The following is a 15,363-nucleotide window of genomic DNA, read 5'->3' as shown; positions in this document are numbered from 1 at the left end:
TAGGGGATACGGTGAGGTGTAGCAAAACATTTTCGCTGTATCCCCTTAATTTTGGCGATCGCCTTCCGTAAGTTGTAACTTTTCCACTTGTTCCAGCGTTAAACCCGTTACTTTTGCCACAACTTCAGGTGACATTCCCTCTGCTAACAAGTTGATGGCAATTTGTTGTGCTTTTTCTTGAATACCTTCTTCTCGACCTTCAGCGCGACCTTCGACGCGACCTTCCTCTAAAGCTTCATTTATAATCGATTGATAAATCACTGACTCGCGCATCATCTCCCTCCTGAGTAAACGTTGTATCGCTCTTTCTTCCAATACTAGCCCAGCTAAAATTGCTGTTGATGCTGTGAGATTATTTTGCATTCTGCGGTCAGCAATTTTGTCAATTTGAGCCGCTACTTCTTGCAAAGTGCCCGTTTTGTTATCCGTGTCACTCAAAACTGCAAATGGCAGTAATCCTGGAGTTCTCAAAAATATCTCCGTCGGTTCTTCCCACAAACGAATTACTGTAAAGTCATGCCGCAAATTTTCTAGTCTAAAACTAGTTTGATAGACGAGTTCGGATGTGGTTTCAGTTAAATAAATCACTACTTGACGCATTCGTTTCTGAGGAAAACGTCGATACACACGCAGGCGATAATCTGCCATGCGAAAAGGAATATTCGCATCTGGTTGAGTTTGGAATTCCAGGTGTAATACCACTTCATCTGATTGCAATAAGATTAATGCATCAGCACGGATAGGTTCCAAAGACAATTCTTTCGGACTTAACTCGGTGAAGGTAATCGGTTCTCCTAGCAGCCAAGCAGCGAAATCTGTAGAAAATGTTTCAGCGATGAACTTGCAGATATTGTCGAACATGAAGCAATTTTATCAGCCGATGAGCGATCGCTTTTTTGGCAACAATCAATCATACCAATTTGGATTTTTGGTTGAAAATCGCTCTGCTAAATGTAACTGAATGTAACAAAAATTGTAGCGTTGGTTATGACAGGCGTGATCTTACTAAATATCATATAGCTCACCAAAACCCGAATATAGTGCAATACAGTTCAGTTAAGAAAATTCATTGACAACAAATTTCACAAATAATTACTAAAAAAAAACGAACAATTATTTTGGAGGGGGCTTGGGGGATTCTCCCCCAATCGGGGGTTTGGGGGATTCTCCCCCAAATCTTGGTTTTTGTTCGACAGATGAGAACTCTGATCACCTTAACTGAACCGTATTGCGTTATATCTAAAAACTGCTATTAAAAAAATGCTCAATCACAATATTCGCTTAAGCCAAACTGTGATTGATTTTGCAATCAAGGAAGCGGGGGAATAATCAGCAAATATCATGAATTTAAACTACTTGCTTTACCTTTGATTTTGCTAGTTCGCCAGGAGCGAATGCACCATTTTCTGTGATGATGGCTGTAATCAAATCTGCTGGGGTGACATCAAAAGCCGGATTATAAAATTCAACACCTTCAGGCGTAAGAATAGTATCACCTACTTGATAAATTTCTGTAGGATTACGTTCTTCAATGGGAATTTGGCTGCCATCGGATAATTCAAAATCAACGGTAGAGAGGGGAGCAGCGACAAAGAAAGGAATATTATGGGCTTTAGCTGCGATCGCTACGCTATAGGTGCCAATTTTATTAGCTGTATCGCCATTAGCAGCAATTCGATCGGCACCAACAACAACCGCATGAATTAATCCTTGCTTCATGCAATGAGCAGCCATATTATCTGTGATGACTGTAACAGGAATGCCTTCTTGAACACATTCCCAAGCAGTGAGTTTTGCACCTTGTAAGCGGGGACGGGTTTCGTCGGCAAACACACGCACTAAACGCCCTTCTCGCCAAGCAGAACGCACCACACCCAAGGCTGTGCCGTAACCAGCAGTAGCTAACGCCCCAGCGTTGCAATGAGTCAGAATTGTCAGCTTGGCAGGGTTTTTAGGCAATACTGCCAAGCCATTGTCACCGATCGCCTGACAAGTTTGCAAATCTTCAGCATTGATTGCTTGAGCAGTTTGTAGCAGAGTTTGTTTGAGTTCTGCTACTGTTCCCAAGGTTTCATAGGCAGTTTTCATCATGCGGCTAATGGCCCAAAATAAATTTACCGCTGTCGGACGTGTGGAACGCAACAATTGGGCAACTTGCTCTAAGTGTTGTAAAAATTCATTACGGTTACTAGTTTCAATCTCTCTCGCCCCAAGATAGATTCCATAAGCTGCTGCTACACCAATTGCTGGCGCACCTCGGACAATCATCGTTTTAATTGCCCTTGCCATATCTTCACTGCGGTGAATCTCCACAAAAGCATACTCGTTGGGTAAGCGAGTTTGATCGATAAGTGATACCGAGTCGTTGTGCCAAATAACGGGATAAACCTGGTTTAAGGAATATGTCATAGAAGCTGAGAAATATTGCAAGTAGGCATCAACTACTTATACTATTTCACTTTATGAACAGTGTGGCTGATGGTCGCGATCGCCAAAACAGCAGGGGGGTGTTACACTCTGAAGCGATATGAGGATATCTCAATTAGACTGCTGAATACTAAATAAAATTACAAATCATCACCTCAGTCCACTGTGAGCAGTTTAATGAACTAGGAATACTGAGATGTATTAAAAACCTGATTGATTATCTCAAAGCCCACAGTATTTTCATCCTAGAAATTGGTTTCTGAGGGCTAAATCAAGAAAATATCAATTTGACGGCAAAGATACATCAGGTTTCTTCGTCTCTATTAGGTAGCTCAGAGATACTCTTACAATAATTTATGCGCTTATTTAAAATGTCTTGGAAACGCATCAGCAAGAGGTATTATTATCCTTTGCTATCTCTGGCGCTGGTGTGCTTCTTACTATTCACTTCTATAGCTGTGGGTGAAGTACAGAAAAATGTTAGCACTACTGAGCCAACTAATCTCAACTCTACTCAGATAGATAGTACAACTTATCTTGCACAGAGTAATAATGAAGCGCTAAGTGCACCTGATGTAACTTCGATCAGGAGCATCAGCCCGAAGGAATTGTATGTCAGCATTCCTCAGTCACTTGTACCAGAAAATATTAGAGGTTACGCCCAAGAAAGACTCAATTTAGTAGTCACAGGAGACAACTTTCCTCAACCAGATAATTCGCTCAAAAATAAAATCGCAGTCACAATTGGTAATCCTCCTGATGCTGCTACTAGTACTAATATCAGAGTTGCGGAGGATAGAAAGGCAATTTTTGCCACCTTTAGTAGCGATCAGCTGAAGAGATTGAGCCGGGGTACACATCCTGTAAGTGTGGAAGTGGGAGGAAATGCAACTAGTATTGACCCCCAAACCACTGAGGAGCAACTTCAAGTCAAGGTAATGCGCCCTGTAAGCGGTTTGACAACGTTGATTGTGTTTGCGATCGCCGCATTTGTGACACTTATCCTGATAGGACTCATCTACGCCTTAGCGAGAGAGTCGAAAAAAGCCAACTTGGCATCGAATTCACTCACAAAGAGCAATCAAAAAAACCTCAATTCATTAGAGTGGCTGCTTCTCGATCGGCAGACAAACACCTTTAGTCTGGCACGTACGCAGTTTGTCTGGTGGCTGACCATCATTGTTTTTGGCTATTTATTTCTGTTCATCGGCCGCGGAGTCATCCAAGGCATTTGGGAGTTCATAGGCTTATCAGGATTCGCCTATACTTTTTTGATTAGTTTGGTAACACTGGTAACAGCACAGGCAACTTCTACAATTCGTGGTAGTAAAGGATCTGGAGATGTTAATCCTGCTTGGTCAGATCTAGTGGTTCATGGTGGCGTAGTAGCCTTGGAACGCGTACAGCAGGTAGTTTGGAACCTAATTATTGGTATTGCTTTTATCGTCATTCTCTTAGTCACCTATACAACTGCATCTTCTTTACCATCCATCCCCTCGGAAATTTTGGTACTCATGGGTATTAGTGCTGGTGGCTACATTGGTGGTAAAGCTGTCCGCAAAGCTGGCCCCAATATTAGCCAAGTAGTGTTGTTGGGTGAACCGGAAGACTACAATTCAGATCCGCAACTTAGCCTTGCGGGAGAGCATTTTTCGCAAGCAGGGGGGGTAATAGTTCAAATGGTCTACTTAGACGAAAACAAGAATGAAAAACCGGATACGCGGATAGAAGTCAAACAAGACAATGTTTGTACACTGGAGCCTGACCCAGATAATCCTGGTGAGTTTTGCAAAAAATTGCAAATTAGTTTCAATGGACTAAATGCACTTCCAGAAGACCAATGGTTAGTATGGCTACACGATTTTGCTGATAATTTCACAGCAACAAGAGTAAAAATCACTCTCATTAATGCCGATGGACAGCGGGCTGTTTGGGACGGTACTAACCCCGTACCTGAAAGAAGAAAGGCTCCCGCATTACAATCACCATATTAGAAAGAAATGTAATAGACCTGTTAAATAAGTCAATGTTTTTGAAATCAAATCACAGATAAACACAAATAAACAGAGGTGTTTATCTGTGATTTGTTTGAATCTGAATCGAGATTTTGGGCACAAGTTTAGTCCAAAAACCCTCACAGTACACGCAGTAAGCTAGGAATGCTATCTATAGCTTCCAAGTTCCGAATTTCTGTCAAAGCTTGCCGAAAGTTACCTTCTTTAACGTCATGGGTAACAACCACAATCTCTGCGAGTTCTTCTTGAAAACCAGTTTGGACAACTGACTCTAAGCTAACGCCGTAATTGCCAAAGCAAGTACCTAATTTGCCGATTACTCCTGGTTGATCTTTAGTTAGGAACCGGGTATAAAACCGAGTTACTAATTCTGCTATGGGGGCAATTTGACAATAGTCTTGATGTCCACAAGCTAATAGAGGATTGGGTTTAGTAGGGCTGGCTTTTTCTGTTTTTAGGGTTGCCGCTAGATTTAAGATATCTGATGATACGGCACTGGCTGTGGCACCAGCACCAGCACCAGGACCAAAAAACATTACCTGTCCTATCGGTTCTCCTTCCACGAGAATGGCGTTATATACACCGTTGATGCTAGCCAAGGGGTGTGCGTGGGGCACTAAGGTTGGATGGACTCTCACAGATAGCTTTGAGGTATCGCTAGCATGAAGTTTAGCGATCGCTAGCAATTTAATCACAAATCCCAATTTTTCAGCATAGGCAATATCTGTTTTGCTGACTTGCCGAATGCCCTCACAATAGACATCTTGCAGGTGAATGCGTCCGCCAAAAGCTAATGAGGCTAGGATGGCAATTTTATCTCCTGCGTCTAAGCCATCCACATCAGCAGTGGGGTCGGCTTCAGCGTAGCCCAATCTTTGAGCATCAGCCAAAACATCCTGAAAATTGCTGCCTTCTTTCTGCATCCTTGTCAGGATGTAGTTGGTAGTACCGTTGACTATGCCTGTGACAGTGTGAATGCGGTTCACACTTAAAGATTGCTTTAAGGGTTGAATCACAGGGATACCACCACCTACTGCGGCTTCTAGCAAGACATATACTCCAGCTTGATTGGCAGTTGTAAAGATTTCATCTCCAAAGCGGGCGATCGCAGCTTTATTAGCGGTGACAACGTGTTTACCGTTTTGTAGTGCTTTGAGAATCAGCGATCGCGCTGGTTCCAATCCACCCATAACTTCAACAACTATATCTACCTCTGGATCGCTTACTACAGATTCTAAGTCTGTAGTTATCACTCCTGCTGGCAGTTTTACCTCACGGGGTTTATCAAGCGATCGCACTCCCACTCGATATATTTCTATTTCCTGCAATAACGGGTGACGCCCAGTGGTCTGTTGTAACAACTGTACAGTACCCGTCCCTACAGTGCCTAATCCCAGTATTCCTAGCTTCACACCCACAACTTTTGCACCAAATTCAGTTTTGAGTCCTGAGCCTTGAGTGCTGAGTACTGAGTAATAGTGTTTTACTCAGTATTTAGAACTCGTTTCTCAGCTATTCATATAAAACAATTGTAGGGTGGGCAATGCCCACCCTACACACTCAAAACTTAAAACTCAGCACTTAGAACTTAGTAGGTTTCTACGTGCCAGCGGCCAGCTTTCTTGAGATCCTTCTGGTAAGTACTCCAAGTTACGCCTTCCTTAGCAGCAGCAGCAGTTAAGGCAGCATCGATCCCATCTTCCATACCCCGCAAACCGCAGATGTAGGTGTGGGTTTTTTCATCTTTAATCAACTGCCACAGTTCATCTGCATGTTCTGCAACTCGGTCTTGGATGTACATTCTGCCACCTTGGGGATTCTTTTGTTCCCGGCTGATAGCGTAGGTGAGGCGGAAGTTATCAGGATATTTCTCCTGCATTTCTTCCAATTCTTCTTTGTACAGGATGTTGGGAGTTGTGGGCACACCAAAGATTAACCAAGAAAATCCCTTGAACTGATACTCTGGATTAGCTGCTCTTTCTGCATCCTTAAACTGACGCCACAGGTAAGCGCGCATTGGCGCAATCCCAGTTCCGGTTGCCATCATGATGACGTTAGCATCGGGGTCGCTGGGTAGTAACATTTCCTTACCCACGGGACCTGTAATTTTTACATCTGCCCCTGGTTCCAAGAAACACAGGTGGGTTGAGCAAACACCGTAGACTGTCTCGCCGCTTTCTGGGTGCTTGTACTCTAACTGACGCACACACAGCGATACTGTTTTGTCATCGACATCATCGCCATGACGAGTTGAGGCGATGGAATAAAGTCTGAGTTTTTCCGGCTTACCGTTCTTGTCTAATCCAGGTGGGACAATACCAATACTTTGACCTTCTATATATTTCAAATTACTACCAGAAAGGTCAAACTTGATGTGCTGAACAATACCAATCCCACCTTCTTTTACTAAAGGCTCATTAGATATACATTTGCCAATAAAAGGTGCATTGGGACGATAAGTGTTTACAGGGACATCAGCATGGGCGTCTTTTTTGGCTTTTGCTTGAGTCATGGTGTTGCCTTTTTGATCCTTCTTCTTAAGCTGTTCTTCAGCTGGTGATTTAGCAAAGCCTTTGGCTTCACTTTTCGCATTCACAGGTGTGGCTTGACCATTCCCCTCACTGTTAGCAGTCTTCCCAGAGGTAGCTGTATCGTTCACTTCACTGTTAGCAATCTCCAATGAGGCTGTTCCATTGAATTGCTGTAGAGCACTTGCAGGTTGAATACTAACAATTTTGCCGCCTAGGCGAGTGATACGTCGCATTTCTTGATTCATGCGGTTGTAAGGCACTCTGATGAACACACTGCCACTGTTACGAATTTGGTAGTTCGTTTGATCAGTTGCTTCGTTCTGACGCAGACCCACCACTTCGTAAACGAAGACGCGGCTACCTGATTCTGTGTTGGCAGCACCCTCAACAGCACCTTGCTTGTACATTCGTTCTATCACTCCGATGTTTACTTAACCGTTTTTCAAAAAAAACTTTTCCTATCAAAAGCCAGCTTTAGTTTACCGGATTTTCGCTTCATAAAACTGGCGCTCTAGGAAAGTGGCATTATTAACTAATGCCTTGCTAAGTACACTCACCAAAGACATGCAGGCAGCGCAAAAACACACCTGTTCACCTTCTAAGTTAGAGGATAAGTCTTCTGGAGAATGTTAATAATGAGTCAATTTAATCTTTTTTTCGTGAATTAACTTACCCCCATTAGGGATATAGCCATTTACTACCCAAAGAACAGTTCGTCACAGCAGACCTAGAAGTAAAGCTGTTTTGATTGGTAGAAGCTACCACTCAATTGTTGCTACTAAAAGTTTTTACTGAGCTTGCCTGCTTTAGGCAGATACACTAGGTAACATCAATCGCGGAAGCTTTCTTCCGATTGGTGTTTTTTCCCTGATTACACCCTTGTCCCTCATCCGACAGAAAACTTTTTTGCGACATGCATCCAAAATATTTTGAGCTGCAACTATCGCCCAACTATAAATAGTCCCATGACTAGGGTAAGTTAATCTGTAAATATCGAATGATACAGGGACAGAGTATATAAGCAATTATAATAAGTTTTACTTGATGTGATACATCTGTCAACCTCTAACAACACTCTTTCAGACATTCTCTAGTTGTAATTGAGTATCTCAGAAACCTACCACTAAGATTTTTTTCTCTAACTTGCGAACTCATTCTTTAGATAGATCTTGGCTCATGAATTTGTGAACTATTACTTAATCGCAAATTAAAATTCCAAAATCGCAAAAAATTTGCGGCAGCCCAAAACTATACATTATAAACTTGAATAATAAAGTCACAAACACCTAGCAGTCGTTACCAGACAGTTTGCTGGGTGTGAAGAGATGTCTTTTCAAATTACTAACTAAATCATCAAAATGATTGATGAACCACTAGATTCTTCCTGACAGTAAACTTGTATAGAATAACCCCTTCTGTTAAAATCAAATATACCACTAGGATTAAATACTTACCAGCAACAAACTCAGGCTAGGCAGGCGAGTAACAACTATTACTTTGTTGTATACCCGTCTGAATTTCTTTATGGCGCTGTGGGTAATAAGAACGCCGGAAAAACCAATCGGTAAACTCTTGGCTTCAAAATCTGCTGTGTGAAAAACTTTTGATTGACACATCTTTTAGTATCTAGAGGAGATTTATGACGAGTAAGCCGGAACGCGTGGTACTAATTGGAGTAGCTGGAGACTCTGGGTGCGGTAAATCTACATTTTTGCGTCGTTTGATCGATTTGTTTGGTGAAGATTTAATGACGGTCATCTGTTTGGATGACTATCATTCCCTAGATCGCAAACAGCGCAAAGAAACCGGGATCACAGCACTTGATCCTAGGGCAAACAATTTTGACCTCATGTATGAGCAAATTAAAGCGCTCAAAAATGGTCAAGCAGTTGATAAACCGATTTACAACCACGAAACCGGCATGATCGATCCGCCAGAACGGATAGAGCCGAATCATATCATAGTGGTTGAAGGACTGCATCCTTTATATGATGAGCGGGTGCGATCGCTAATTGACTTCAGCGTTTATTTCGATATCAGCGACGAAGTCAAAATTGCCTGGAAAATTCAGCGCGACATGGCTGAAAGGGGACATCGCTATGAAGATGTCTTAGCTCAAATCAATTCCCGTAAGCCTGATTTTGAAAAGTTTATCGAACCACAAAGAGAATTTGCTGATGTGGTTCTGCAAGTATTACCCACTAACTTAATTAAAAACGACACAGAGCGCAAAGTCCTGCGGGTACGGATGCTCCAACGGGAAGGTAAAGAAGGCTTTGAGCCAACCTACCTCTTTGATGAAGGGTCAACAATTAACTGGACACCTTGCGGACGTAAGCTGACTTGTTCTTACCCTGGTATGCAACTGTACTATGGTTCAGATGTTTACTACGGTCGTTACGTCTCGGTGTTAGAGGTAGATGGTCAATTTGACAACCTAGAAGAAATCATTTACATCGAAACCCATCTGAGTAATACATCCACTAAATACCAAGGTGAGATGACTCATTTGTTACTCCAGCACCGCGAGTATCCAGGTTCCAACAATGGAACTGGCTTGTTCCAAGTACTAACAGGGTTGAAAATGCGCGACGCTTACGAGCGTTTAACAGCAAAGGAAGCCAAATTAGCAGTTCAGGTTTAAAACAGCAGTATTTGTGTCAAAGCTTTGGGGGGTGCTTGAGGGTATCCCCCTTTTTTTTGTGTTACAAAAAACATTTTTATTTAAAAAATATTTTTTCTTTTACAAAATATTTAATACCAGTAGTACTTTTTGAGAAGTTGAGAACACACTAACCTATTTAATGTGTAAATATTGTTATGATTTCAGAAATTAGAGTAACTGAACTAAATAATCACATTTAGTCCGGTGAAACACTCTTAGAAGGAGGAATGCCTTTGTCTCGTCGATATCTATTTACCTCCGAGTCAGTTACCGAAGGTCATCCAGATAAAATATGCGATCAGATTTCTGATACAATTCTGGATGCCTTACTGACACAAGACCCGACTAGCCGAGTTGCGGCTGAGGTAGTTGTTAATACTGGCTTGGTACTAATAACAGGTGAAATTACCACTAACGCCAATGTCAACTATGTCAATCTCGCCCGCAAGAAAATTGCCGAAATTGGCTATACCAATGCTGATAACGGCTTTTCATCTAACAGTACCAGTGTATTAGTTGCTTTAGATGAACAATCACCTGATATTGCCCAAGGTGTTAACACTGCTCAAGAAACCCGCGAGGAAGATAGTGATGAACTATTCGACACCATCGGCGCGGGCGACCAAGGGATTATGTTCGGTTTTGCTAGCAACGAAACACCAGAATTGATACCCTTGCCAATTAGTCTTGCTCACCGCATTGCTCGTCGGCTAGCAGCAGTTCGCAAAACAGGCGATTTGCCGTATCTGCGCCCCGATGGTAAAACACAAGTTACCGTTATCTATGAAAATGGGCGTCCGGTAGGCATTGATACAATTCTGATTTCTACCCAACATACAGCTAGTATCGGGGGAATCACAGATGAAGCCGCAGTTCAAGCCAAAATCAAAGAAGACCTTTGGACAGCAGTAGTTCAACCTGTATTTGGCGACATTGACATTAAGCCAGATGAACAGACGCGTTTTTTAGTCAATCCTACTGGTAAATTTGTCATTGGTGGTCCTCAAGGCGACTCTGGTCTAACAGGACGGAAAATCATTGTTGACACCTACGGTGGTTATTCACGTCATGGTGGCGGTGCCTTTTCTGGCAAAGACCCCACAAAAGTAGACCGTTCTGCGGCTTATGCAGCGCGCTATGTGGCTAAAAATATTGTCGCCGCTGGGTTAGCAGATAAATGTGAAGTGCAGCTAAGTTATGCAATTGGTGTAGCACGTCCTGTGAGCATTTTGCTGGATACCTTTGGAACTGGCAAAGTTGATGATGAAATCTTGCTGGAATTAGTCAAAAAGCATTTTGAACTGCGACCAGCAGGAATTATCCATGCCTTTAATTTACGTAACTTACCAAATGAACGAGGCGGACGTTTTTATCAGGACGTCGCGGCTTACGGTCATTTTGGGCGGAATGATCTAGATTTGCCGTGGGAACGTATCGATAAGGCCGACTTGTTAAAGCAAGCAGTAAACGAGTCACTTTCAGCAGCGATCGCTCAAGCACTCAAGTAAACTGCTGTATATATTCTGAATCTCACTGGATATAGGGGTATGGGTAATTCTTATGCAGTTACCCATACCCCATTTTCTACAATTTTGGCTTTAAGTTTTTAGATTAAAATTCCTCAATATTCAGGCTTCTCCAGCATCCCAATTAACATTAAGTACCTAAACAAAATTAATTACACATTCTCTATGCTGTTCCCTGTTCCCTGTTCCCTTGCCTTTACTTAGATAAAGCTCATATAGCTCATACAGATTAAAAAAATGATTGCTACATATTTATTTTGGGTAGAACTTAGGTACTCGTAGACGCTAAGATTTAGTGCGGAATCAATTAGTGGCAGGACTGAATCCCTCACTAATTGATTCTGTATTCTTCTCGATCAATTGATTGAGCTTTGATTTGTTGCTCTTGGTGAAATTTCCATGTCGCAAGGCACTCAGAATTCACAACCTCCCCAAAAACCCAACCAGAGAGATCAGCCAATTTGGAAGTCTACTATTATCCAATTTCTGAGAGGGACAATTAGGATTTTAGAGACTGCGGTGGTGAAACTGGAAACAGCACCTTCACCGGGAACTGAAGAAACTCCTGGTTTTTGGGGAGGATTGCTAGCTAAAATCCGTGCTTTTTTACCAGCAAATTTGTCTGCAAAGTTGTCAGATACAGCTTTGACAGGGATTATTGCTAGCATTGCTGTAATTGTAGTTTGGACAACTACGAGCGTTTTTACGAATAAACCTGTTGAGGTAGCAACGCTTCCTCCAGTTGAGGAAGTTCCTGCACCAACACCCACGCCAACGATAACTACTCCACCAGAGTTAGCAACGCCAGAACCTCAACCACAAGAAGAAATTACGCCGTCGCCATCAGCAGAAGTTCCACCACCGGAACCGGAACCAGAACCAACGCCAACACCGGAACCCACACCAATACCAACGCCAATTGTGCAATTGACACCAGAACAAATTTTAATTGCAGGAATCGAAAATCAAGTAGCGGAAATAAGCGATCGCATTGCCTCTGGTCTTATAAAATCAATTCAAGCCAATTTTCGTACTAGTAACCTTACTGTCAAAATTAGTGATGATTGGTATACTCTCACCCAATCCCAACAAGATAAGTTGGCAGCGGATATTTTACAACGCTCTCAAGAACTGGATTTTAGTCATCTAGAAGTTGTGGATTCTCAAGATAGGCTAGTAGCGCGGAATCCAGTTGTGGGGAATGAGATGATTATTTTTCAACGACGGGTGAAGCTGGCGAGCACAAATCAAGAATAAAAAACCCGATTTCTCAAAACCGGGTTTCTGATGGAAATATGTAGAAACTGAAGTGCTAACTAAATGGCGAGAAATTCTAAGCTACAGGACTGGTTGCTTTAGTTTCTAGAGTAGCCAATCTGTTTGCTAGCAGTTTTTCCAGGTCTTCCAGCGCCTTGGTGAAACCTTGAATACCTTCTGCTAGTTTGTCAGATGCCATACGGTCAGCGCTGTGCATCTTGTCAAAGGTTGCTTTATCAATAGAAATTTTCTCAATTTCCAAGCTGGCTGCATTAGCGGGGTCGAGTTTGCGTGGTAGTTCGCCAATAGTGGCTTGCAATTCAGCTAACAATGAAGGAGAAATGGTGAGCAAATCACTACCTGCCAATTCAGTGATTTCGCCAATGTTACGGAAGCTAGCTCCCATAACTTCGGTTTTATAGCCGAATTTCTTGTAATAGTTGTAAATCTTAGTAACAGACAATACTCCTGGATCTTCCGCAGCAGGGTAGCTGTCCCGTCCGGTATCTTTCTTGTACCAGTCAAGAATGCGACCGACGAAGGGAGAGATTAGGGTAATGCCAGCTTCTGCACAGGCGATCGCTTGGTGGAGTCCAAACAATAGAGTCAAGTTACAATGAATACCTTCTTTCTCTAGGATTTCCGCAGCGCGAATACCTTCCCAGGTGGAGGCGATTTTAATCAAAACGCGATCGCGAGAAACTCCCGCAGCTTTGTATTGGGCAATTAATTCTCTAGCCTTAGCAACAGTGGCATCAGTATCGTAAGACAAGCGGGCATCTACTTCTGTAGAAACACGACCGGGGATGATTTGTAAAATCTTCAGCCCGAAAGCTACCGCCAAACGGTCAAAAGCGATGGTAACAATTTGGGCTTGGCTTGCACCTGTGCCTGCATCTTTTTGAGCTTGGAGTAAAGTCTGATCGACAATTTCCTGATATTCAGGCATCTGCGCCGCGGCGGTAATCAACGAGGGATTGGTGGTGGCGTCTTGGGGTGTGAACTTTTCAATCGCTTGGATATCTCCTGTATCCGCGACTACAACAGTCATTGTGCGCAATTGTTCAAGTAGATTTTTAGACATAAAACTCCGTGATGGTTGTTTGTTTAGGATTTACTGCGCTTCCCTGCGGGACGCTATGCGAACGCGTGTCCTTTGTCGTTTGTCCTCTCTTACAAAGTTCAGATCGCCAGAAGCCGACGCTCCGACGCCACGTGCTACAACGGGGAGGCAGTCCGTTGGGCGGCTTTGCCGACTTGAAGGAACTGCCGTGGGAACCCCCGCAACGCAGTGGCTCGACTTTGCGCTTTGTCATTTGTCAATAGATTTCTTTGCTACTGACCATTCACCACTGACAAAATCAACATTCTCCTTGTAGGCGGGAAATTTTACTTATTCCCCTGTTGTTTACACTCTTTGCTGCTGCTTCAATTCTGATTCTGGCAACTTTTCTTAATTTTGCCCAAGTTTGCTTAGTGTCTTGAGCCTCGGCCTTATTCTAGGTGCCTTATGCCAAAATCGGCTGTCCAATAGAATGCACTTTAATTAAACTCGTTGTACCTGATTTACCAATTGGAACGCCGGAGGTAATCACTACTTTATCGCCGTCCTTTGCTAAACCCATGTCTACAACTGTGTTTACCACATTCATAAACATCTCTTCCGCATTGTGGACGGGTGGAATTAGCAAGGGTACTACACCCCAAGAAAGTGCTAACTGGCGGTAAACGGTTTCATCAGGGGTAAGGGCAATAATCGGCGTTGATGGTCGGTATTTAGAAACCATTTGCGCTGTACTTCCCGAAGAAGTGTTACAGAGAATTGCCCTTGCGCCTGTTTCATAGGCAATCCGACATACTGCTTCTGCCACAGATTCGGTGACGCTTAAACTACCTGCCTCATGACACCAGGAATGGCTACTACCTTCTTGCAAAGACTGTTCTGTACGCACGGCGATGTTATGCATAATCTGAACAGCAGCGACGGGATATTGACCCACAGCAGTTTCACCAGAAAGCATGACAGCATCCGTACCATCCCAGATGGAGTTAGCAACATCTGTTGCCTCCGCCCGGGTAGGATCGGGGGCGCTAATCATCGATTCCAGCATTTGAGTGGCAGTAATTACTGGCTTACCTGCCCGATTGCAACGGCGAATAATATCTTTTTGAATCAGGGGAACTTCGTGAATCGGCATTTCCACGCCTAAATCGCCACGGGCAATCATAATCCCGTCGGCAGCTGCAAGAATGCTGTCAAACTGCTTGATTGCCTCTGGGCGTTCAATTTTGGCGATTACCCGAATCTTTGCTCCCGCCGCTTCAATCATTCTTTGGGCAGGTTCTAAGTCTTGGGGTGATTGCACAAAGGAAACTGCCACCCAATCCACACCTAACTGAATGCCAAACCGCAAATCCAGCAAATCTTTTTCGGTAATGGAACTGACAGGTAGACGCGTTTCTGGCAGGTTTACCCCCTTGTGCGTGGAAATTAATCCGCCAATTTTCACATGGGCACGAATGCGATCGGCATCGCGATCGCTTACAACTAGCTTAACGCGACCGTCATTAATCGAAATCGGTTCACCTGGTCGCACCATTGCAAACAAAGTCGGTAACGGCAAAGGTAGTTCATCAATACTCTCACCCTTATCCTGTAAAACAAAGGTGACTTCGCTACCAGCTTCCACCATTAGCCCTTCTGGTGGTAAAGTTCCCAAGCGAATCTTAGGACCACACAGATCTTGCATAATTGCGATCGGCTTTCGCTGCTCGCTACTAATCTGCTTTAGATAACGAGCAGTTTGGGCGTGGAATTCATAGGCTCCGTGAGAAAAATTCAGCCGTGCCATATTCATCCCAGCTTCTACCAACGCTTCCAGCCTTTCAGGAGCAGATGTAGCAGGTCCAACAGTACAAATAATTTTGGTTCGACGCATAGG

General features: G+C 43.3%; 11 protein-coding genes. 5 read left to right on the top strand and 6 right to left on the bottom strand.

Translation table 11 applies throughout. The features are described from left to right. Window positions 1-45 precede the first annotated feature (45 nt). Both BV375_RS29410 and mtnA read right to left on the bottom strand, forming a co-directional pair. Window positions 46-861, bottom strand: coding sequence for an Rpn family recombination-promoting nuclease/putative transposase (locus tag BV375_RS29410; RefSeq protein WP_086767092.1), 816 nt, complete (start codon window positions 859-861; stop codon window positions 46-48). Window positions 862-1,347: 486 nt separating this feature from the next. Beyond that, entirely contained in the window at window positions 1,348-2,409 is a 1,062-nt protein-coding gene (mtnA, locus tag BV375_RS29400) for an S-methyl-5-thioribose-1-phosphate isomerase (RefSeq protein ID WP_086767090.1), read from the bottom strand. Between the two features lie 389 nt (window positions 2,410-2,798). Between mtnA and BV375_RS29395 the strand changes: the two genes are divergently transcribed. Continuing rightward, window positions 2,799-4,421 carry a hypothetical protein gene (locus BV375_RS29395; protein WP_143842246.1) on the top strand — a complete coding sequence of 541 codons (1,623 nt, stop codon included), beginning with the start codon at window positions 2,799-2,801 and terminating at the stop codon, window positions 4,419-4,421. Between the two features lie 140 nt (window positions 4,422-4,561). On the opposite strand, the gene BV375_RS29390 is transcribed toward BV375_RS29395, so the two are convergent. Beyond that, window positions 4,562-5,860, bottom strand: coding sequence for a homoserine dehydrogenase (locus BV375_RS29390; RefSeq protein ID WP_086767085.1), 1,299 nt, complete (start codon window positions 5,858-5,860; stop codon window positions 4,562-4,564). A 170-nt stretch (window positions 5,861-6,030) separates the two neighbouring features. Beyond that, entirely contained in the window at window positions 6,031-7,380 is a 1,350-nt protein-coding gene (gene petH / locus BV375_RS29385) for a ferredoxin--NADP reductase (protein WP_086767083.1), read from the bottom strand. Window positions 7,381-8,612: 1,232 nt separating this feature from the next. On the opposite strand from petH, the gene BV375_RS29380 reads away from it, so the two are divergent. From BV375_RS29380 to BV375_RS29370, 3 genes are all read left to right on the top strand, one after another. Further along, window positions 8,613-9,617 carry a phosphoribulokinase gene (locus tag BV375_RS29380; RefSeq protein WP_086767081.1) on the top strand — a complete coding sequence of 335 codons (1,005 nt, stop codon included), beginning with the start codon at window positions 8,613-8,615 and terminating at the stop codon, window positions 9,615-9,617. Window positions 9,618-9,871: 254 nt separating this feature from the next. Next, window positions 9,872-11,146 carry a methionine adenosyltransferase gene (metK, locus tag BV375_RS29375; RefSeq protein ID WP_086767112.1) on the top strand — a complete coding sequence of 425 codons (1,275 nt, stop codon included), beginning with the start codon at window positions 9,872-9,874 and terminating at the stop codon, window positions 11,144-11,146. A gap of 417 nt (window positions 11,147-11,563) precedes the next feature. Further along, window positions 11,564-12,421, top strand: a complete 858-nt coding sequence (locus BV375_RS29370) for a hypothetical protein (RefSeq protein ID WP_086767079.1) — start codon at window positions 11,564-11,566, stop codon at window positions 12,419-12,421. Between the two features lie 76 nt (window positions 12,422-12,497). Here the strand turns inward: BV375_RS29370 and BV375_RS29365 are convergent, their stop codons facing one another. Beyond that, window positions 12,498-13,505, bottom strand: coding sequence for a transaldolase (locus BV375_RS29365; RefSeq protein ID WP_086767077.1), 1,008 nt, complete (start codon window positions 13,503-13,505; stop codon window positions 12,498-12,500). A 65-nt stretch (window positions 13,506-13,570) separates the two neighbouring features. On the opposite strand from BV375_RS29365, the gene BV375_RS37290 reads away from it, so the two are divergent. Next, window positions 13,571-13,747 (top strand): hypothetical protein, encoded by a 177-nt coding sequence (locus BV375_RS37290; RefSeq protein ID WP_166507557.1) that lies wholly within the window; start codon window positions 13,571-13,573, stop codon window positions 13,745-13,747. 182 nt (window positions 13,748-13,929) lie between these two features. Here BV375_RS37290 and pyk read toward each other — a convergent pair whose 3' ends face one another. Beyond that, window positions 13,930-15,360, bottom strand: coding sequence for a pyruvate kinase (pyk, locus tag BV375_RS29360; RefSeq protein WP_086767110.1), 1,431 nt, complete (start codon window positions 15,358-15,360; stop codon window positions 13,930-13,932). Window positions 15,361-15,363: the final 3 nt, after the last annotated feature.

Source organism: Nostoc sp. 106C, from assembly GCF_002154725.1.
Lineage (GTDB): Bacteria > Cyanobacteriota > Cyanobacteriia > Cyanobacteriales > Nostocaceae > Aulosira.
This window is presented reverse-complemented; position numbering and strand designations above follow the sequence as displayed.